Origin of the sequence: Pelatocladus sp. BLCC-F211 (assembly GCF_041928655.1) — a bacterium.
GTDB lineage: Bacteria > Cyanobacteriota > Cyanobacteriia > Cyanobacteriales > Nostocaceae > Pelatocladus.
Genome location: NZ_JBHFLM010000248.1, coordinates 1 through 21,903, shown reverse-complemented (window position 1 = coordinate 21,903; position 21,903 = coordinate 1). Strand labels below are relative to the sequence as shown.

The window sequence follows — 21,903 nt, the reverse complement described above, 5'->3', positions numbered from 1 at the left end:
TTTTCTTAAATTGTCTGTTCTCAGCCAAAAAATTACTAATCAAAAGTGCTAAAGCTGTAAAAAATTATGCCAAGCTATAAGCAGCTTCAGCAAAAGAAATTTTTGGGTTGCCATTTGTCTATCCAACTCGAGTCATGAGTATTGCTGCTAATTCCCAACAGCCGAATTCTGTGTCTGAGCATCTGGAAGCGATTACCAGTAACACTAATGGCTCATCAACTAATTCAAGAGCAGAGTTAGTGTACACGCAAGATGGCACAGGGCGGTATCTTTCCTTTGATTGGCAACATTGCCAAAGGTTCGGTATTGATCCTCAGCAAATAGTTGCTGATGCCAAAGTCGATGTGGTTTTTGCTCCAGTAGATAAGGTTGCTTACTTAGAACGGTTGCAGCGCATACTCACAACTTTGGTGCCAGAAAAGTGTCAATGCTGGTTTCGCTATCAGGAGCATTCTCTAGAGTTAGAGTTAATCCTTAGTCCAATTTTGCCAACATTGGGTAATCCCGCGATCGCTGTTTTGGTTATGGGACGGCTACTACAAGCCACAGTCAGCGAAACAGAAATTGACGTGAAAACACAAAGCGCCACAGAACTGGAATTAGTATTACGTTCGCGGCAAAATCAACAATTAGTCACCCAAATTACCAGAAATATTCGCCGCACTCTCAACTTAGATGTGATTTGGCAACAAACCGTTGACAGTTTAGGTGAGCTGCTACAACTAAAGCGTTCGATCATCTGTCCATACCAACCATCAAATAACAAGCTCAGGGTCATAGCAGAGTATCACCAACCAGCATTAAACTCTGTATTGGGCTTAGAAGTGGATATTGCTTGTGAGCCAGCATTTGCGAGAGCTTTGACAACTTTAGAACCAATTTTAGAACAGAACGCCAAACATCCGCTCTTTGGGCAGGAAACAATGTTGGTAGTAGCAACCTGTTATCAAAATCAGCCGAACGGATTGATTGCTGTAACTCTGTGTGATCAATGTTACGGTATGACAGCCACAGAACTTGAGCTAGCAAAAGAAGTGGCAGATCAGTTAGGTACAGCGATCGCTCACGCAACTTTGTATCAAGAATTAGAAGCCGCAAGCCAACAAGCAGAAGAAGCTTCTCGCCTCAAAAGTGAATTTCTAGCTAACGTTTCCCATGAAATTAGAACGCCACTTAATGGTATAATTGGCTTTTTAAAATTGATTTTGGACGGAATGGCTGATGATCCAGAAGAACAAAAGCAATTTATTTTGGAGGCCCATAAGTCATCACTACACCTGCTTGATGTTATCAGTGACATCTTAGACTTTGCCAAAATCGAAGCAGGCAGAATGGAACTGGAATTAGTACCAGTAAGTCTTGCAGAACTCTTCAGTGACGTAGGTAACTTTATGCGCCTACAAGCAGAACAAAGAAAGTTAAGCTTCCAAATGTATTTGCCAGATACATCAGATGATATTCTTGTTCATGGTGACTATCAACGCCTCAAACAAGTAATGCTGAACTTAGTTGGCAACGCCATTAAATTTACCCAGGAAGGTGGTGTCACTGTCAACGCCGATGTAGTTCGTAAAAAAGTCATATTTCAAGACCAAGAATTCCCCGGTATGGTAAAAGTGCGAGTAGCAGATACTGGTATTGGCGTTTCTCTAGATCAACAAGACAAACTGTTTCAACTATTCTCACAAGTAGATGGTTCCCGCACTCGCCAATATGGTGGTACAGGTCTAGGACTGGTCATCTCTCAAAAACTTGTAGAAGCCATGGGTGGAGAAGTCCATTTTTATAGTTTGGGTGAAGGACTTGGCTCCACAGTAACTTTCAACGTGCCACTTTATCAGCAACCTGTCATGGTTTCCTCAAGTGAAAGTAGTCCACAAGAATAGTCAATTGTCAATTGTTGTCACTCGTAACAATGGACAATTGACTCTGGACACCGCAAAGCGGATTAAACTGAGAAAAGTGAAGTCAATGTGGTGGTATGACAGCTCCAAACAAAGCCCGCGAGTTATTCCAAACTGCTTACGAAAGCCGTTACACTTGGGACACAAATTTTCCTGGTTATAGTGCAAATGTAAAAGTAGTGCAGGGTGCGGAGATTTACACAGGTCAGATTCACATTAACCACGACATGAGTATAGAAGTTACGGGAGTCACTGATCAGCAAGTGGCAGAAGGTATTTACACCCAATTGCAAGATATGGTCACTCACCGCCAACGTACTCCTTTTGAAGAGTCCCACGGCAATAACGAGTTTGTTTTAGGCGAAACAGACAATACCAATGCAGTAGAAATTCTGGTCAAAGGTGAGTCAATGGATTCTACATATAAAATCCGCGACAAGCAAGTTTGTCAAGTCAATCGGGTCATGAGTCGTATGGCTTTTGTAATTGATACTTATAAAAGTTTAGATACAGGTGAAGGCTATATTCCCGCTTGCTATGATGCCACTTTCCGCAACACCCAAACCAACACAGTGGACAGCATTCTCAAGTTTGAAGATACCTATGAGAAAATAGGCAACTACTACATCATAACCAAGCAAGTTGTGCAAGAGTATATAGATGAAAAAAATACTACCAATACTGAGTTTAATTACTCAAATATTGTTCTTGGTTAGTAGTTAGTCATTGGTCATTGGTCATCAGGCATTGGCTATTAGTTATTTCTCCCGTGTCCCCCGTGTCCTCCCCCTCCCTCACCTCTCCGACCCTCCTTGTACTAGGATGTAGTTAACAAATATAGAAAATAAATACTTTCTGTTCAAAAGAGGTCTGAAAAAATGGAACTGACTCCTGACAACGTAGAAACTGTATTGGATGAAATGCGTCCTTATCTAATGTCTGATGGTGGTAACGTAGAACTTGTAGAACTCGACGGTCCCATTGTCAAACTGCGTTTACAAGGCGCTTGTGGTTCTTGCCCAAGTTCCACAATGACCTTGAGAATGGGTATTGAACGTCGTCTCAAAGAAATGATTCCCGAAATTGCAGAAGTAGAACAAGTTATTTAGCAATGGGCAATGGGGAAAGGGGAAATACCCCATGCCCGATCCCCGATCCTCGATCCCCGTTGACCCTTATCCCCAAATAAGCCTATGTCTCATCCTCTGTACATCGCTTTTATCTGGCATCAACACCAGCCGCTGTATAAATCTCGCAGCGGCGTTTCGCTTTCTTTATCCCAGCATTACCGCTTGCCTTGGGTGCGTCTCCACGGTACAAAAGATTATCTGGATTTAGTATTATTATTAGAAAAGTATCCTAAATTACATCAAGCGGTGAATTTAGTACCATCGCTGATTTTGCAATTAGAAGATTATATATCGGGTACAGCTTTTGATCCTTACCTAGAAGCTAGTCTGACACCTACAGAACAACTCACTCAGCAACAGCGAGAATTTATCATCCAACACTTTTTTGACGCCAATCATCATACGATGATTGATCCCCATCCCCGCTACAGTGAGTTGTATAGCCAAAAGCAAGAGAAAGGACAAGCTTGGTGTTTAGCAAATTGGCAAGCACAAGATTATAGTGATTTATTAGCTTGGCACAATCTGGCTTGGATTGATCCTTTGTTTTGGGATGATCCAGAAATTAATGCTTGGTTAAAACAAGGGCGAAATTTTACTTTAAGCGATCGCCAGCGCATTTATTCCAAACAACGAGATATTATAGCTCGCATTATCCCGCAGCACCGGAAAATGCAAGAAACAGGGCAAATTGAAGTATTAACTTCGCCCTACACTCACCCAATTTTACCCTTACTTGCCGATACAGATTCGGGGAGAATAGCTGTATCAAATATGACTTTGCCCCATTCTCGATTTCAGTGGGCAGAAGATATTCCCCGACATTTACAAAAAGCTTGGAATTTATATATAGATAGGTTTGGACAAGAACCCCGTGGTTTATGGCCATCGGAACAATCAGTAAGTCCAGAAGTTTTGCCGTATATTAGCAAACAAGGTTTTCAGTGGATTTGCTCAGATGAAGCGATCTTGGGATGGACGCTGCGGCACTTTTTCCATCGTGATGGGGCGGGAAATGTCCAAGAACCTAATTTATTGTATCGACCATATCGTCTAGAAACTCCTGCGGGTGATTTGGCGATCGTCTTTCGTGACCACAGATTATCAGATTTAATTGGTTTTACCTATGGTTCCATGACACCTAAGCAAGCAGCAGGTGACTTGGTGGGACACCTGCAAGCGATCGCCAGAATGCAAAGAGAACACCAAAGTGAACAACCTTGGTTAGTCACCATTGCATTGGACGGCGAAAATTGCTGGGAATTTTATTCCCAAGATGGTAAACCCTTCTTAGAAGCTTTGTATGCAAACCTAGAACGAGAACCACATCTTAAACTCGTCACTGTCTCAGAATTTCTCGAACAGTATCCACCAACAGCAACTATTCCCGGAAACAAACTACACAGTGGTTCCTGGGTAGATGGTAGTTTTACTACTTGGATCGGCGATCCCGCCAAAAATCGTGCTTGGGACTACTTAACCCACGCACGAGTCACCTTAGCAAATCATCCAGAAGCAACTGAAGAAAACAACCCAGTAGCTTGGGAAGCATTGTACGCAGCAGAAGGTTCTGATTGGTTTTGGTGGTTTGGTGAAGGCCATTCTTCTAACCAAGATGCCATTTTCGATCAATTATTTCGAGAACATCTGTGCAGCATTTACCAAGCTTTAAATGAACCTATACCTGCTTACTTACGTCACCCAGTAGAAGTCCACGCCGCACGCATGGATCATCGCCCAGAAAGCTTTATTCATCCCAACATTGACGGTAAGGGAGATGAACAAGACTGGGATAAAGCTGGGCGTATCGAAATCGGTGGTTCACGGGGAACCATGCACAACAGCAGCGTCGTTCAACGCCTGTGGTATGGAGTGGATCACTTGAATTTTTATCTGAGGCTAGACTTTAAAACAGGGACTCAACCAGGACAAGATTTACCACCAGAATTAAATTTGCTGTGGTTTTATCCTGACAAAACAATGCACAATAGCCCTGTTCCCTTAATGGAAGTTCCCGATGTCGCGCCAATTAATTACCTTTTCCACCATCATTTAGAAATCAATTTGTTGACCCAATCGCTGCAATTTCAGGAAGCAGGAGAACATTATCAATGGTATTCCCGTAGCAGTCGAGGTCAAGTTGCTTTAGACCGTTGTTTAGAGATTTCAGTACCGTGGGCTGATTTGCAAGTTCCACCAGATTATACCCTGCACCTAATTTTAGCGTTTGCAGATGAAGGGCGTTTTTGCAATTATCTACCAGAGAATACTTTGATTTCGATTGAAGTACCTTAATATTTGTTGGGCATTGGGCATTGGGCATTGGGCAACAAATCAAAAGTTCTTTATTTTGACTTTTGACTTTTGACTTTTGACTTTTGACTTGTTTTGTCCCCCTTGTCCCCAATCCCTATCTAATCTCATCTATATCGTCCGCATAAACAAACCAAGTTTGGATGTCATCACCCGATATAGACTTGATTGGGGGATCGCAATGTACCTCTAAATGCATGTGTTCGTGAAATGGCTTACCTAGATATTTCACAAAAGTAATATAGGAGAATGAAATATTGCTACCTGCTGCAATTTCAGCCTTATCTCCATTACCGAGATACTGTGCTTCTTGTAGTGGATCTTGCTTAAAATAAGTATCCTGCTTAATTTTTAAAAAACCTGACATTTTATGTATCTCCGTTAGACTTGAAGTTTGATTAGTGAAACTTTATTTATCTATTTATCAACTTGCTTAATTTAGATTGTTAAATATATCACAATAAGATCATATAATAACAATTGTAATATAAGATAACCTAGTGTTATAGATATTACTCAAGCAGGGTAGATATTGTACCTGATAAAATCATTGCTAAAATTGCAAAGCCACGCAACGCATCCAAAGCATATGAACGTTTTTGACTAGCAATAGCAATATTTTGTACCTGGTGCATATAAAAGAAAAGTAAATTTAAATTTGAGATTTAGATATACTATTGTTTGACTTTTGATTTTTCTGGTTTTTCTTTTATCGATAAAATCTTGATTGATTTTGGATTAAATTTTGTATCAAACTTTTCAATTAAATTTTTCACAGATTCTTGTTGATTAACTGTTAAACGAGGTATTTCATAGTAATTTCTCAAAATATGGCGATTCAAAAGTTTATTATTATACAGATAACCTGATAAATAATATTTAGCTACATATTTTTTGACTCTTTGATTATAAGCACCATAAGGATAGGCAAAATGCAAAGCTACTTTTTTTTCTGGATCTAAATCATGAGTGCATTTTCTCAGTTCATTTTGAGATTGCAATAATTCCTTAATCAATATTTTATCTCTCAGTTTTGTTAAGTCTTGATGATTTAAGCCATGAGATTGAATATCGTAGAAACCTTGTCGTAAGCCTTCTCTTAATTCTTCACATCCTAAATTAGGAGAATTAATACTATTTTTATTCGCTAAAGTTCCTGGATTGATAAATAAAACGACTTTTACTTTCTTCTTATATTTTTTTTCTAGTCTTTTTAAGATAGGCAGCAAATTTGTATATACAGTTTTATATCCATCGTCAAAAGAAAGTATGATGGGCTTTCTTTTTTTTAAAATCTGAGAAATGCTTGGATTTTTGCTTGACACAATATTATATAAATCTTGTGAGCTTAAAAACCAGTAATCATTAATGATTAAGTATTCTAAAAATATTTCTAAGTTTTTTCGTGGATAATGCATTCTATCTTGGTCAATTTGAGTAACAGAGTTTTGATTACTAATTACTCCATGAAATCCTAAGATAGGAATGACAGTAGCAGTATCATGAGAAATAAGAATAATTATTAAAATTATAAATATTATAGATAAGGTAAGAGGAAGATTCTTATTTTTGGCATGATTAAACACTTGATGATTTTTGCTATTACTCATATTGTCTATTATTTTTAGATATCCGTATTACATTACTAGTACCAAGGTTAAATTTCTCTGAAAAGTGAGATTAAATCTCATAATTAATACCACTACATGGAGATTAAAAATTAAAAATTAATTTTGATGAGCTTTTGGCTGCTTTCATTTGTTGATTTCTGTGTCTACTTCTTTCCGCACTACCGTCTCAAATCCTATCCATGATTGCTAATTTGACCAATTATTTTTCTCAGGGTATAAGCTCCTCCCTCTGACCACCAGCCTCCATTCCTCCAAATTGGGGGTTAGGGACTGTTTAGTCAATCCAAAATCCAAAATACTTTGATGAAGCATTAGAGATTTGCAAACAAAGATTTTCTATAACATTTGTCATAAAGTGATCAATTAACCTTATCTTTTTGTAACTAAACAAATTAATATAGTGTATTGACTTCCATACTGAACCCAAATGCTGTTTATTATATACCAGCAAAAAAATAGAGATTTATACTACCAGTGTTAAAGTTAGATTTAATATGTAATAAATAACACAATAATGACATGAAAATCTATTCTCTAATTCTCGCTCCCTGTTTTAAAGACAGCTTACTGAGAAAATAAGGACTGAAGTCCTTACTACGAACTTTCTTATACATCAATTTCAAGTTGATAGCATTCTACCCGAATTATTTTTCTCTCAATACGGTTAGCATTAGAGCGTAATTGTATACATATTAAGTGTGTTTTGGATCAAAGTTAATAGTATGTCCCTATTACAATCTCCTCTGACAAGCAATAATAAACAATCACGTACCGTTGGACGGGGTATCCAATCTATATTTTTGATTGTGTTTACCTTGTTGTTGACAAAAGGTATTCTGGCGCGGTTAGTGTATTTGCAAATTGTTCAAGGCCCTTCTCATCGAGAACGAGCCGAGTCTAATCGGGTTCGGCTTTTACACAAACAACCAGAAAGAGGTAATATTTTTGACCGTAATGGCAAGCTTTTAGCTACTACTCGCTATCCTCATTCTGTGTATTTGTGGCCGATGGCTCACAAGAAAAATGATTCTTGGTCAAAAGTAGGCTCGCGTTTATCTGAGATTCTTAACATTCCGCTCAATGAAATAGAAAAGAAACTCGAAGAAGCAGAGAAAGAGCCTGATTACTCCGGACTAGTGCGGATTAAACGCAATTTAAGTTTAGATGAAATTACTGCCTTAAAAGAGTACGAAAGCGAACTAGATAAAGTAGAAATACATACGGATGCAGTTCGTTACTATCCACATGGTAAAGAATTTGCTCATGTACTGGGTTATACTCGTGAGTTAACTCGTAAACAATTAGAGCAAAAGAGAGACGAAGGCTACCGTCTCAGAGATGTAATTGGTCAAATGGGAGTTGAAAAAGCTTACGAAGACTTGCTTCGGGGTGAATGGGGCGGTCAGCAATTGGAAGTAGATGGTAGTGGTCGTCCATTGCGGATTATAGGACAGAAACAGGTAAAAGCTGGTGAGGATCTACGTTTGACCCTAGATGCGGATTTGCAAATAGCAGCAGAAAAGGCTTTAGGCGATCGCAATGGTACTATCATCGCCATGAATCCCCACAACGGCGCGATCTTAGCAATGGTGTCTCATCCCACCTTTGACCCCAATATTTTCTCCAAACCAAAAGCTTCTCAAAAAGAATTACAACAAATCTTGTTAGGTGCAGACCATCCCTTACTCAATCGTGCTTTGAGAGCCTATCCTCCAGCAAGTACATTTAAAATTGTCACCACCACTGCGGGGTTAGAGTCCGGTGAATTTTCTCCAGGTACGGTGCTACCAACCTATGGTTCTCTCAACTTTGGCGGTACTCGCTTTAATGAGTGGAATCATGCGGGATTTGGAACAGTGGGATTTGCACGAGCGATCGCCATGAGTAGCGATACCTTTTTCTACCAAGTTGGTGCGCGAGTGGGTGGCCCGACTTTAATTGAATGGACACGTAAATATGGTTTTGGCAAAAAAACCGGGTTTGAATTCGCCTCAGAAGAATCAAAAGGTTTCGTTCCCGATGAAACTTGGAAACAGAAAACCTGGAAAATGCCTTGGACTGTAGGCGATTCTGTAAATATGTCAATTGGTCAAGGAGCGCTACTCGCCACACCTCTGCAAGTCGGTGTGATGTTTGCTGTACCTGCTAATGGTGGTTACAGAGTTCAACCGCATTTACTCGAAGACAACAAACAAGCAAAAACTTGGCGTAAACCAGTTAATATGAAACCCTCCACAGTCAAAGTTCTTCGAGATGGACTGCGGAAAGTCGTCAGTGAAGGTACGGGTAAAGCCCTAAATGTGCCAACTCTTCCTCCTGTCGCTGGGAAAACAGGAACTGCTGAAGCTTGGTTACGTCATGGTGTTAAAGCCAATCATGCATGGTTTGGTGGTTATGCTCCTGCTGATAAACCAGAAATTTTGGTTGTCACATTTGCAGAACATTCCGGTGGTGGCGGTGGTAGTGTGGCCGGACCAATGGCGTTACAAGTGATGGAAAATTATTTTCACAAGAAATATCCAGGCAAATACAATAAGTCTGATGCCAATAAATTAGCAAATAATTAAAACATCGGACACCAATGTAGACGTCCCCAAGGGCGTCTACCGTAAACTGCTAGAATTAGCGTACAATATCTGATGCAGGAGGTAAACTATGGCGAGATTACAACTAGAAGACGGCAAAGTATATACTGACCTGAAAGATATTTCTCGCGAATTAGCGTCCCTCAACATTCAACTCGATTATTGGTCTGTAGGGGAAGATCCCCAATTACACAAACTGCTCGCAAAAGATAGTCTCAGTGAAGACGAAAAAGAACAAGTATTAGTAGCTTTAGATCAATATTTTAACGAGTTGCAACAAACAGCAGGCTATCAATCCCGTGACTTAATTGTTCTTCATCCAGACACCCCCAACTTGGATGGACTGCTAGCAAAATTTGACAAGATTCATACTCATGCAGATGATGAAGTACGCTACATCGTCGCGGGAGAAGGTATTTTTGGCTTTGTGCGTCCCGATGGTAGCCAGGTAGAACTAACTGTACAACCACAAGAGTATATCAATGTGCCTGCTGGGACAGAACACTGGTTTTATCTTACACCAGATCGACGAGTGAAAGCTGTACGTTATTTCACCAACACAGAAGGCTGGATTCCTGAGTATACAGGTACACCAATTCATAGACGTCAGGCTGTTGCTTAGAAAATGAAACGTATCGTTTTTTGCGACTTTGACGGTACTATCACGGTATCAGAAACCTTTGTAGCAGTGCTGAAGCATTTTTCACCTCAGCTTTCTGCCCAATTGATACCAGAAATGTACGCACAGCGACTGACATTACGCGAGGGAGTCAAGCAGATTTTGGAGTCAATTCCATCTTCTCGCTACCCCGAAATTTTGGAATTTACTCGTAAACAACCAATTCGTTCGGGGTTTACAGAATTACTAGATTTTTTGGATACACAGGAAGTACCCTTGGTCGTAATTTCTGGTGGACTGCGGGGTATGGTGGAAGTTGTTTTGGATGAACTATTACCACGAATTCATGCCATCCATGCTGTTGATATTGATACAGCTACTGAGTACTTGCAGGTAAATTCTGAGTTTGAAGGTGGGACAGAATTAGTTGCGAAAGTGCAAGTGATGGAAAAGTATCCAGCAGATGAGAAAATAGCTATTGGTGATTCGATTACTGATTTAAATATGGCTTTGGCAACACCGATAGTTTTTGCTCGCGATCGCCTAGCCTATTATTTAGAAGAAAATCAAAAACCCTACATTCTCTGGCAAGACTTTTTTGAAGTGCGCGATAAGTTAGCACAATTTTGGAATTCTGTCTAGGATAATGAACAGCCCAACCCTAAATGATACCCGTCTGGAGTTAATTAATACCGCCCGTCACTTTTATCAACAGGGTTGGATGCTGGGAACAGCAGGTAATCTCTCAGCACGTTTGTCTGATGGTAGCTTCTGGATTACTGCTAGCGGCAAATCCAAAGGAGAATTAGTCATCGATGACTTTGTACGAATTTATCCAGATGGGAAAGTAGAACAACCCACAAAAAACTCTAAACCGAGTGCTGAGACTGCTATTCACCAAGTTATTTATGATCTTTTCCCGGAAGCCAAAAGTTGCTATCATGTCCACTCGGTAGAAGCCAACCTGGTTTCTCGATTTGTAAAGACAGATGCTTTACCTTTACCACCGCTAGAAATGCTCAAAGGACTAGGGGTATGGGAAGAAAACCCTGATTGTGTTATGCCTATATTTGCTAATCATTTACAGGTACAGCAGATTGCGGATGAAATCAAAGCAAGATTTAGCAAGATAACCCCACAATTACCAGCCTTACTTATCCGTGATCACGGTGTCACAGTCTGGGGTTCTTCTTCAGTAGAAACTCGTAACTATCTTGAGTTGGTAGAATACATTTTCCGTTATCTGGTTGCAGCACGACGGGTTTTTGGTGAAGAGTAGAGTTGAGTCATACCGAAAACAGCAAATGATCGCCATTTAAGTTCGTAATGATGCAAAGCAGTTAGCCATTGACTTGACAAAGCACAAAAAACTAGAGTGAATGTGATATCGGCAGTCTCAAATCAGGTATAACCCAGCGCGTGAAGCTATTCATTTACCATACTCCAGAATCTACCCCAGTGGATAAAGTGCCAGAATGTGCGATCGCAGTTGACGTACTGCGAGCCACTTCCACAATTGCAACAGCTTTGGCTGCTGGTGGTGAAGCAGTCCAAGCGTTCAGCGATTTAGATCAACTTATACAAGTCAGTGAATCTTGGCCAGTCGAAAAACGGCTACGAGCCGGAGAACGTGGCGGAGCCAAAGTTCCTGACTTCGATTTAGGTAATTCTCCTCTCGATTGTACCCCAGAGAGGGTAAAAGGAAGGCGCTTGTTTATCAGTACTACCAATGGTACCAGGACTTTACAACGAGTCCAAGACGCTAAAACTGTGATTGCAGCAGCATTTATCAACCGTGGTGCAGTAGTGAAATTTGTTTTGGAAAAGCAACCAGAAACAGTGTGGATTGTCGGTTCTGGTTGGGAAGGTAGTTTTTCTCTAGAAGATACAGCCTGTGCAGGTGCGATCGCTCATGATCTCTTGCAAAAAACTAATTTCTCTGCTGATGAAATTGCAGGTAATGATGAAGTTATCAATGCGATCGCCCTTTATTCTCAGTGGCAAGATAATTTATTAGGATTATTTCATCATGCTAGTCATGGCAAACGTTTATTACGTCTGGAGTGTCATGAAGACTTAAAATATTGTTCTCAATCTGATACTTTAGATGTCTTGCCTATACAGAAAGAACCAGGCGTTTTAAAAAAATACTAAATTTTCAGTGAACAGTTATCAGTTATCAACAGGTAACTGATAACTGAATCTAATTTGAATTAAGATTTTGGTTTTAGCAAGGGATACACACCAACAGCCAGACTGATAAATCCAATCACAATCCACCATGTGTCATTTTGCTCGACCTGCAAAGATGGTAGTTCGCTGTTTCTAACAAAATTATTGATTTGGGATGCGATCGCTCGCTGCTGATTTTCATTAGCGTAACTTGTAAAGGAAGAAAATGACACTTCGCTGTTACTAGTATTGATCACGACTTTAGATGATTCGTCGTTCTTGGGGCTATAAAATTTAGCACCTCGTAATTTATTCACAGGTAATTCTTTTTCTTCTGACCATAAAAAACCGGAACGTACTAACTTACATGACCCCTGCTTTTCAGTACGAGTACAAGTAAGTTTATTTGATTGTGCAAAGGAAATTAAAATAATCCCTAGTATGATAAAGCCGAGCCTCAGTTTCAATTTTCCCTCCCAACTTACATTTAAGTCAGTGATACCTACACTCAAAGAACACTGTAGTTTATCGGTGATAAACTAAAAATTTCATAACAAGTTTCTAGAGAAAAATTACTAATTTTTCTCCTAAGAAATATTGTTCAGTGGCCAATAATAACCACTGATAAAGTTTGTAATGAGATAGCTTATGAGCTATATTCTATGTTTTTGAAACTTAGTTGTCAGCCCGAAATTATACAATTTTGGTGATGAATTGTAGATGATTCTTGTTTATCCTTTTCTGGAGAAATAATACAAGGGGTAGTAGACAGAAACTATAAGCTGTAAAGAAAATAAAGTTTCATTCTACATTGTCGATTTTACAATAAATACTTAATCGTTATGCAAATAGTCAGTATTTTTCCTGAGAATAGAGAATAATATGTCAATTTTTTAATTATTATTTATTTTTATTCACGTTTTTTTTGCAACGAAAAAACATTATTTAAAATATATTTTAAATTACAAATAGCTAGTAATTCTCATTGTCCCTATTTACTTAACTTATGGATGCTGAACCTGCTAGATAAGCTGTTGTCCAAGCACTTTGGAAATTAAAGCCACCAGTTACACCATCGATATCTAAAATTTCTCCTGCAAAGTAAAGACCAGGAACCAATTTACTTTCCATAGTCTTAAAGTTGATTTCTTTAAGATTTACACCACCACAAGTTACGAATTCTTCTTTAAACACTCCTTTACCGTTTATGGAGTATTGTCCTTGGGTAAGTTCTTGCACTAATTTATTTAAAGTTTTGTTTGATAATTCTGCCCAACGATCTTCCACAGAAATACCTACACAAGAAACAATGTATTGCCACAGGCGATGGGGTAAGTCAACATCGCGATGAGATGCAATCAGACGCTTCGGTGAATTGTTCTTAACTATCAACAATTGTTGACGCACTTGTTCTTGTTTGAGATGGGGTAGCCAATTAATAACTAAAGTGGCTTGGTAATTACTAGAGTGCAACATTCTTGCACCCCAAGCAGATAATTTCAACACAGCTGGGCCACTTACACCCCAATGGGTAATCAGCAATGGCCCTGTTTGTTCTAGATGTGGGTATTCCGGTACAATGAGCCGCAATTTCACAGGATTGACACTCACACCAGCCAACTCTGTAAGCTTTTGATTTTTGATATTAAAAGTAAATAAAGATGGGACTGGTGACTCGATAGTATGTCCCAATTGTTGAGCTATTTTATAGCCTATGGGATTACTACCTGTAGCTAACAGCAAGCGATCGCACTGTAATTTCTCCCCTGACTTCAAAGTAATCTCGAAGTGAGAGATGAGCTTCTCTGACACAGGGACACGGGGAGGTGGGGACAGGTCGAATAGTTTTGATAGATTCACCGCGTCACCGCGTCTTTCCCTCTCTGTGTCTTCTTTTAATTTCACTGATGTCACCGCAGTCCCTATACGCAGTTCTACTCCCACCGCTTTGGCTGCACCCATCAAACAATTGACGATGGTTTCTGAACTATCTGTAGTGGGAAACATTCTGCCATCAGCCTCGGTTTTTAACTCTACACCATGAGCCTGAAACCAGATGATAGTGTCTTTAGGTTGAAAGCGCGTAAAAGCACCCAATAGCGCTTTGCTACCTCTGGGGTAATTTTTAACCAACTCTCGCGGTTCAAAGCAAGCATGAGTGACATTGCAGCGTCCGCCACCAGAAATACGAACCTTAGCCAATGGTTGATGGCTAGCTTCAAGTAAAATTACATGGGCGCGAGGATTAGCTTTGGCTGCTGCGATCGCAGCAAAAAAACCAGCCGCCCCACCACCTATAATGATTATTTGCAATTTTGTCATTTGTTATTGGGTATCGGGGATCAGGGATCGGGGAAGGTGGGGCCCCCTCTGGGGATAAGGGGTAACGGGGATCGGGAATTGGCAAGAGACTTGTTAAATAATTCTCCCTTGTTCCCGATCCCCGATACCCAATCCTCACTCATCTAGTTCAAATTTATCTTTTTCTGATCCACATACAGGACATACCCAGTCTTCAGGTATATCTGCAAAAGCTGTGCCTGGTGGTATACCACCATCTATATCGCCTTCTTCTGGGTCATATACGTAACCACAGACTGTGCATACATACTTTTCCATTGTTATGTCTGTCTTATTAATGACATTTTTCATATTGTCTTTATATTACTTTTATTCACTTGAGTCTATGGAATATTGGAGATTTGGCTTAATCTTTAACAATCCTACGACTTCTTGTTGTGGGATTGTCAAAATATTTAAGAGATTATTGTTCTCATTGTAAATAAGTTTAAAAAATACAATTATATTTATTTTTTAAGTAATTTACGAATATTTATCTGTGAGGTTGTAAGCCTACTTGCTCTTATAATCAGGGTTCTAATTTACTTACAGTATTCTGTATTTGACTTGAAAATTACGCAAATATACCATTTGTTATACCAAGTATTTAATCTTATTCTGAATACTTAAGAGAGAAAAGAGTACACAACAGTGACCGAAAGGCCAAAGTTTTCTAACCTCATTCGTGAGTTGAGAAAAAGGCTAGGACTTTCACAGGAGCAACTAGCTCGTCAGCTGGGCGTTTCGTTTCAGACGGTTAACCGTTGGGAAAATGGTCGTGCTATTCCCTCACCAATGGGGATGAAGTTGATTGAGCAGCTTCTGATGAAAATGCCTACTCAAGATCAAGAATTATGGGAGCAATATCTTTCAGAACAAGAGCCGAACAGATGAGAGTTTGAGGAAAAATCATGCTAGGAAATGAGCGGGAAAAAATACGTCATCTGTTAGTTCTGCAAGACTTGCAAGGACAGCGAACAATTCCTTTACAAGAGGCTACATATTCTTTGGGACGAGATATCAGAAATGCGATCGTGCTTCGTTCTCGATCTGTCTCCAGACAGCACGCCATTTTATTACGAGTAACTCTACCAGACACAGAACAATACGCCTTTCGGATTATTGATGGTAGTTTTAAGGGAAAAAAAAGTACAAATGGACTATTTGTCAATGGTATGAAATGCTTCTCTCATGACCTCAAACATGGAGACTTGATTGAATTTGGCAATAATCAGGTCAAAGCCAAATACTATGCGATCTCGAACTTATCAGAGCAAGCTTTTTCGGAATCTTGCGTTGCTGAGGATATATCTGGCTTTTTATCAGAACAAGCTAATCCTGTTAATCCCTTTGAAACTCTCAGTGTCCCCACAGATAGTGTTGAAGGTGCTAGTGAAGTTGCTTTGGCTCGGTTGGCGTCTTTCCCGGAATTGATTCCCAATCCCATTATTGAGATCGATTTAGAAGGAAAAGTGACTTATCTTAATCCTGCTGCGGCGTTGAAATTTCCTAATATCAGACAATTAGGTATACAGCACACAATTTTGGCAGGATTGGCGATCGCTGTTCAAAATCGCCAAGGGAATTCTTTTACTCGCGAAGTAGAAGTTGGTGAAGAAGTGTTTGAACAATCAATTCACTATATTCCAGAAAGCGATTTAATTAGAACTTTTATTGTTAGGGATATTACGGAGCAAAAGCAAGCTGAAATTGAATTACACCATCGCGATCGCCTGCTCCAAGCAGTAGCAGAAGCTACCAATTCTTTACTGACAGAAATGAACTATGAGAAAGCCATTGACAAAGCCTTGGCGGTGCTGGGTGAAGCTGCTCAGGTAAATCGCGTTTATTTGTTTGAGAACCATCTCCACCCTGTTACAACTGAAATGGAGATGACGCTCCGATTTGAATGGAGAAGCGATTCTGTTCAGTCCGAAGGCACTAGACAAAATCAACCCAATCAATTTTCCGGCTTCAACCACTGGTATAATGACCTCTCTCTAGGAAAGTCAATTGCGAGTTTGACTAGAGAATTAAGTGTTACTGACCAAGCAATTCTCCAAGATGAGGGTATTTTATCTCTGTTGCTTGTGCCTTTGCGTCTAGATGAACATTTTTGGGGTGTCCTGGGTTTAGCAGACTGTTCAAAGGAACGTCACTGGTCAAGACACGAAGAATCGACTCTCTTAACAATGGCTGCTAGTATCAGTGGTGCTAGAAGGCGACAACAGGTAGAGGAAATGATTCGTCACCAAGCTCTCCACGATTTGCTCACAGGATTACCAAATCGCCTATTGTTTAAAGAGCAGCTGTCCAGGACTTTACCGAATGCGGCTCGCAGAAAAGAAAGTTTAGCTGTAATGTTTCTGGATTTGGATCGATTCAAAACGATTAATGATACTCTGGGACATACACTCGGCGATCAATTATTACAATGTGTTGCCCAAAGATTACAGCAATCCCTCAGAGCTGGTGACATTGTTGCTCGCTGGGGAGGCGATGAATTCATCATTTTATTACCCGATGTTAATTATGTGGACGAGGTCGCCCAAGTAGCCGAAAGAATCCTCCAAGAATTAGAAACAGCTTTTAATATAGAAGACAACGAACTTTATATCAGTGCTAGCCTTGGTATTGCCCTGTTTGACGACCATAGTCCTGATGTTGAAACTTTGATTCAGCACGCGGATGTAGCCTTGTATCATGCTAAAGACGAGGGTAGAAATAACTTCCAATTTTATACAACTTCTATAAGTTCTAAAACTCCTGAAATACTCACTTTAGAAAAGAGCTTACGCCATGCTCTAGAACGAGAAGAATTTGTCGTTTATTACCAGCCTCGCGTAAATATTGACACCGGAAAAATTACTGGTATGGAAGCGCTGCTGCGTTGGGAACATCCAGAGATGGGACTAGTTGCTCCCGGTACATTTATTCCCTTAGCAGAGGAAAGCGGATTAATTATCCCAATCGGAGAATGGGTTTTGCGAACAGCTTGTAGGCAAAATAAAGCTTGGCAAGATGAAGGATTACCTAATTTGACCATGGCTGTCAATCTTTCTCTCAAACAGTTCCGCCAACCGAAGTTGGTGGAGACAGTGGCTCAGATTTTAGATGAGACGGGGTTAGAACCGCATTTCTTAGAATTGGAAATTACAGAAACAACTGCTATTGAGGATCTCGAATTCACTAGAACGGTGTTGCAACAATTAGAGGAGATGAAAGTGTATCTTTCTATTGATGATTTTGGCACGGGTCATTCTTCTCTGTCACGTCTACAGTTGTTACCACTCCACAATTTAAAAATTGACGGTTCTTTCATCCGTGATTTGACCAAAGATGTGAAAGTGGCTCATATTATCAAGGCTATAGTTAATTTGGGACGGAGTCTGGGGTTAAAGCTGACCGCCGAAGGAGTAGAAAAGCAAGAGGAACTGGAGTTCTTAAAATCTATTAACTGTGAGGATGTACAAGGTTTTCTATTTTACCGTCCGCTTACTGCTCAAAAAGCAACGGAAATTCTTTGGGATGAAGGAATAAAAAATTAATGGTGGGCCAATATTGCTGGGATAAGACAAATCGATTGACATTTAAACCCACCAGAGACGTTGCAATGCAACGTCTCTACAACTACCGCAGATTTGCCAGCGATGCATTTAACCACCCGTCAAAGTTCCGTGTTTGTATCGCAGAGGGATTGACAACAGGTTGTAACTGATACTTGCTTGCAGGTGGAGAAGCCAAACTGACAGGGTAAATGCGGAGTTCATCTTGATGAAAGACCGCAACTTGGATTATGTCTGTGGGTTGGTAATCTTTCAGGCGATCGCTTAGTTGATTGGCTGTTACTTTTATCCCATCAATTGCTAACAATTCATCTCCAGGATCAATTCCAGCTAATTGTGCAGGAGAACCGACTTCGACAAATTTAATGATGTCTCGTCCATGTTCGTTACCCACTCTCATACCCAGGTAAGGTTCTGTTTCTGTTTGTGCTACCAAGTGTAAGCCAAAAGGCTCTAAGTACTGATTGAAAGGTAATTCTTCAGTACCATCTATGTAGCGTTTAAAGAAATCAGATAAATCGATTCCTGCGACAGATGCAATTACTTCCTGCAACTGTTCTGAAGTATAGCCAATTTCGCCTTTGCCAAATTTTTGCCACATTTGCATCATCACATCATCAAGCGATCGCTTGTTGTGATGCCGATAACGAATCAGCAAATCCAGCAATAACGAGATCATTTCTCCTTTTAAATAATAGGATATCTGGGAATTACCACTGTTGGCATCCTGACGATACAATTTAATCCAAGCATCAAAACTAGATTCCGAAAGGGGTTGTACTTTCCGCCCAGGAGTTGTCAGATACCTAGTAATTTCTTTACCCCAGTTATTCAAAAATGATTTGACATCGTAAATACCAGCCCGTAAGGGAATTAACAAGTCGTAGAAACTAGTTGTTCCCTCACAGAACCACAAACAAGGGGTATAGTTTTCTTGATCGTAATCAAAAACTTCCAGTTCCTTGGGACGAATGCGCTTGACATTCCACAAATGGAAAAATTCGTGGGCTACCAATTGCATGAAACGATCATATTTTTCGCGATCGCGAAATCCAAAACGCTGGTAAATCAACGAGCAACTGTTTTTATGCTCTAAACCCCCGTAAGCTTGGGCAAATAAATGTACCAGAAACACATATCTTTCATAGGGTAAACCGCCAAACATTTGTGCTTCGACTTCAATAATTTTCGTGATATCAGCAATCATCTGCTGCGTCTGAAAATTGCCACGTCCCCAGATAGCTAGTTCGTGAGGTTTACCCTGTACCTGAAAGTGATAGACTTGATGAGAACCAATCTCAAAAGGACTATCCACAAGGGTGTCGAAATCCAAAGCACAAAAAGTGTTGACTTGTCCCGGAACAGGGGGTAGCGCTGTAGTTACCTGCCATTCTGACTGTGGTGTCACAATTGTTACAAAAATTGGTTGCTTGTCAAATTCTGGTATCCTAAAAAACAGCGCTGCACCATTAAAATAGCCGTGTGTAGAATCTAAATGATTTGTACGTACGGTAAGTTCGTTGGCAAAAATGCGGTATTTGATAGTAATTTCTGATACATTTTCTGTTTCTATTTGCCAATGATTTTTACTAATTTTTCGCCAAATTAGAGGTTTCTTGTTGGCAAAAGCAGTGAAATCTTGTAGATGTTTAGCATACTCTCGCACTAAGTAAGAACCAGGAGTCCAAACTGGTAATTTTAAATCGAGAGTAGAAAACAGGTAGCCGACAAGGTGTAGAGTCACCTCAAACAGATGATTTTCTGGTTGAGGCATTGCCACCTGATAGTGAATGGTCGGTAATTTTTTTTGAAGCCGCGTATCGGTACGAGGTGCTATTGTTTCATTCATCTGAACTTCAGAGTAAACCTTACGGAATTATGTGTTAAAAGATTAATTTAACTCATAACTCCTAACTCATAGATTACCTCGCTTGGAAACCCATCACCTTGAGGTATTGGGAGGAAAACAGGAAGCTAAACTTTGCTAGCCAGATTGATCATTTGGCGAAAATTGACGAGATAAACCACTTGATTAACAGTGTCAATTTTTATCCAACCTTTTTCGTTTAATTTTTCCATAATTTTGGTAGTTTCTTCAACCCCAATTTCTGTGACATCTGCTAAATCTTTAAAAGGGATGTTAAAAATTTTTCTACCTTCGTCTGATTCTTCACTATAGCTATCGCCCAAGCTGACAAGAGTGTGAACAAGTTTGACTGCTGGTGGAGAGGAGCGCATTTGCAAACGTATGTTTGCATGTCGTAGTCGTCTTACCATTAATTGCAGCATTCGGTGGTGTAGCTGTGGATCTTTAAATAAGATATGAATAAATTTTTCTCTAGAGATACTCAGTAATTTTACGGCTGAAAGAGCAATCACATCGGTTGAACGAGGAGATTCATCCAAAATTGCCATTTCTCCAAAAAAATCGCCCCGACCTAAAATAGCTAAAGCCACGGAATCTTCGCCTATAGTGCGCCGAACTTTTACCCAACCAGAAACTATAAGGTAAACTGCGTTACCCCAAGCATCTTCCATCAAAACAGCTCGTCCCGCGGGGTATTCGTGTTCAACAGCAACCGAAAGTAACCATTCCAGAGTTTGTGGATTGGCTGTATTGATTAAAGGGAAAAGTTCACTAAAAACCTCTGTATGCATGTAATGCAGGAATAATAATTTAACCGTAACTTTTTGGTTAGTTGCTATAGAGTTTAATTACACCACAAAAATTATGCGATCAAAATCAGCGGTTTCACCGAAAAAACCGATTGGTGAGACAATACTTTAAAAATATTTGATGATTAGCGATCGCACCTTGAGAAAACTTTTCTATTTGCCGAATTTTTATACCAACCAATTAAGTAAAAACACTTGATTTGTTTGGAATATTTTGTAATACTTAATAATACATTATTGAATCGCAGAAGCTGGGGGTTAGGGGCTGTGGGGTCAATCCAAAATCGGTTGACCTTAGCCGTACAGATTCTGTTCATAATATTTATGTCAATCTATCTATAGTATGAAATTAATTTAATGGATATGTTTATTACTTTGAAAAGATGCTTATATGGTCATTGAATTATTTCAGTACAAAATTTTATATAAGTTAGATAATTTACAAAAATACTAGCTAGTACTGCTATGCTTAAGTCAAAATTACCGTGTTTGCTAGCTTTTACTTCTTATAAATAGTAGCTTTATTTACATTTTATTGTGCTAGTAAATTGGCGTATTTTTTCTTAACTTAATTAAATATGTATGATGGAAAACGTTATAAGATGTCATTAAAATATAGCAATAAGTAAATTTACTTAATTAAAAAGTTATTTTCTTTTACTTTATTTTATAAAATTTTTCTAATAAATATTAATGCAAGCTATAGCAATTAATATAAGTAGGACAGTGTAAATAATTAAAGGTTTGTAGTAAGGACTTTAGTCCTCAAAAAAAGGCTAGAGCCGCTTACTACGAACATATTTTAAGAACTTTACGCTACTTAACATGCAATACGGTTCAGTTAAGAAGAAATGTAGGTTGGGTTGAGCGCAAGCGAAACCCAACAAAGCCTTGATAATGTTGGGTTACTCTGCGATCAGCCGCGCAGGGCGCGTCTACGTTCCTCAAACGCCAGGTGCTACAACTC

18 protein-coding genes are annotated in these 21,903 nt (G+C 39.6%); 11 read left to right on the top strand and 7 right to left on the bottom strand.

Annotated elements, in window-relative coordinates; all coding sequences use genetic code 11:
• The first annotated feature begins 134 nt into the window (after window positions 1–134).
• The 4 genes from ACE1AT_RS30005 (at window position 135) to ACE1AT_RS29990 (ending at window position 5,329) form a co-directional block, all read left to right on the top strand.
• On the top strand, window positions 135–1,886 hold the full coding sequence (locus ACE1AT_RS30005; protein ID WP_374874791.1) for an ATP-binding protein: 1,752 nt from the start codon (window positions 135–137) through the stop codon (window positions 1,884–1,886).
• A gap of 95 nt (window positions 1,887–1,981) precedes the next feature.
• Window positions 1,982–2,620, top strand: coding sequence for a DUF3386 domain-containing protein (locus tag ACE1AT_RS30000; RefSeq protein WP_374874790.1), 639 nt, complete (start codon window positions 1,982–1,984; stop codon window positions 2,618–2,620).
• A gap of 162 nt (window positions 2,621–2,782) precedes the next feature.
• Window positions 2,783–3,013, top strand: a complete 231-nt coding sequence (locus tag ACE1AT_RS29995; RefSeq protein ID WP_374874789.1) for a NifU family protein — start codon at window positions 2,783–2,785, stop codon at window positions 3,011–3,013.
• Between the two features lie 84 nt (window positions 3,014–3,097).
• Entirely contained in the window at window positions 3,098–5,329 is a 2,232-nt protein-coding gene (locus tag ACE1AT_RS29990; protein WP_374874788.1) for a glycoside hydrolase, read from the top strand.
• A gap of 115 nt (window positions 5,330–5,444) precedes the next feature.
• Here ACE1AT_RS29990 and ACE1AT_RS29985 read toward each other — a convergent pair whose 3' ends face one another.
• Together ACE1AT_RS29985 and ACE1AT_RS29980 are read right to left on the bottom strand one after the other, a co-directional pair.
• Window positions 5,445–5,714 (bottom strand): hypothetical protein, encoded by a 270-nt coding sequence (locus ACE1AT_RS29985; RefSeq protein ID WP_374874787.1) that lies wholly within the window; start codon window positions 5,712–5,714, stop codon window positions 5,445–5,447.
• 307 nt (window positions 5,715–6,021) lie between these two features.
• A complete protein-coding gene (locus ACE1AT_RS29980; protein WP_374874786.1) occupies window positions 6,022–6,957 on the bottom strand; it encodes a polysaccharide deacetylase family protein in 936 nt (311 codons plus the stop codon).
• Window positions 6,958–7,700: 743 nt separating this feature from the next.
• Here ACE1AT_RS29980 and mrdA point away from each other — a divergent pair.
• The 5 genes from mrdA to ACE1AT_RS29955 all read left to right on the top strand — a co-directional run bounded on the left by mrdA (window position 7,701) and on the right by ACE1AT_RS29955 (window position 12,336).
• The gene (mrdA, locus tag ACE1AT_RS29975) at window positions 7,701–9,545 is read left to right on the top strand and encodes a penicillin-binding protein 2 (protein ID WP_374874785.1); all 1,845 of its coding nucleotides are present in this window, start codon (window positions 7,701–7,703) and stop codon (window positions 9,543–9,545) included.
• Window positions 9,546–9,633: 88 nt separating this feature from the next.
• A complete protein-coding gene (locus ACE1AT_RS29970; RefSeq protein ID WP_374874784.1) occupies window positions 9,634–10,185 on the top strand; it encodes an acireductone dioxygenase in 552 nt (183 codons plus the stop codon).
• A 3-nt stretch (window positions 10,186–10,188) separates the two neighbouring features.
• The gene (locus tag ACE1AT_RS29965; protein ID WP_374874783.1) at window positions 10,189–10,824 is read left to right on the top strand and encodes an HAD-IB family phosphatase; all 636 of its coding nucleotides are present in this window, start codon (window positions 10,189–10,191) and stop codon (window positions 10,822–10,824) included.
• A 4-nt stretch (window positions 10,825–10,828) separates the two neighbouring features.
• Complete coding sequence (gene mtnB / locus ACE1AT_RS29960) at window positions 10,829–11,461, top strand: methylthioribulose 1-phosphate dehydratase (RefSeq protein WP_374874782.1); 633 nt, start codon at window positions 10,829–10,831, stop codon at window positions 11,459–11,461.
• A gap of 140 nt (window positions 11,462–11,601) precedes the next feature.
• Window positions 11,602–12,336, top strand: a complete 735-nt coding sequence (locus tag ACE1AT_RS29955) for a 2-phosphosulfolactate phosphatase family protein (protein WP_374874781.1) — start codon at window positions 11,602–11,604, stop codon at window positions 12,334–12,336.
• 59 nt (window positions 12,337–12,395) lie between these two features.
• Here the strand turns inward: ACE1AT_RS29955 and ACE1AT_RS29950 are convergent, their stop codons facing one another.
• The 3 genes from ACE1AT_RS29950 to rd form a co-directional block, all read right to left on the bottom strand.
• Entirely contained in the window at window positions 12,396–12,821 is a 426-nt protein-coding gene (locus ACE1AT_RS29950; protein WP_374874780.1) for a hypothetical protein, read from the bottom strand.
• 532 nt (window positions 12,822–13,353) lie between these two features.
• The gene (locus tag ACE1AT_RS29945; protein ID WP_374874779.1) at window positions 13,354–14,676 is read right to left on the bottom strand and encodes an NAD(P)/FAD-dependent oxidoreductase; all 1,323 of its coding nucleotides are present in this window, start codon (window positions 14,674–14,676) and stop codon (window positions 13,354–13,356) included.
• Window positions 14,677–14,811: 135 nt separating this feature from the next.
• Window positions 14,812–14,973, bottom strand: coding sequence for a rubredoxin (gene rd, locus ACE1AT_RS29940; protein ID WP_374874778.1), 162 nt, complete (start codon window positions 14,971–14,973; stop codon window positions 14,812–14,814).
• 372 nt (window positions 14,974–15,345) lie between these two features.
• On the opposite strand from rd, the gene ACE1AT_RS29935 reads away from it, so the two are divergent.
• Together ACE1AT_RS29935 and ACE1AT_RS29930 are read left to right on the top strand one after the other, a co-directional pair.
• Window positions 15,346–15,588, top strand: coding sequence for a helix-turn-helix domain-containing protein (locus ACE1AT_RS29935; RefSeq protein ID WP_374874777.1), 243 nt, complete (start codon window positions 15,346–15,348; stop codon window positions 15,586–15,588).
• A gap of 17 nt (window positions 15,589–15,605) precedes the next feature.
• Entirely contained in the window at window positions 15,606–18,242 is a 2,637-nt protein-coding gene (locus tag ACE1AT_RS29930) for an EAL domain-containing protein (RefSeq protein ID WP_374874776.1), read from the top strand.
• Between the two features lie 82 nt (window positions 18,243–18,324).
• Here the strand turns inward: ACE1AT_RS29930 and ACE1AT_RS29925 are convergent, their stop codons facing one another.
• Both ACE1AT_RS29925 and ACE1AT_RS29920 read right to left on the bottom strand, forming a co-directional pair.
• Window positions 18,325–20,109: a M61 family metallopeptidase gene (locus ACE1AT_RS29925; RefSeq protein WP_374874775.1), complete on the bottom strand. Its 1,785-nt coding sequence runs from the start codon at window positions 20,107–20,109 to the stop codon at window positions 18,325–18,327.
• A 125-nt stretch (window positions 20,110–20,234) separates the two neighbouring features.
• Window positions 20,235–20,918: a Crp/Fnr family transcriptional regulator gene (locus ACE1AT_RS29920; protein WP_374874774.1), complete on the bottom strand. Its 684-nt coding sequence runs from the start codon at window positions 20,916–20,918 to the stop codon at window positions 20,235–20,237.
• Between the last annotated feature and the right edge of the window lie 985 nt (window positions 20,919–21,903).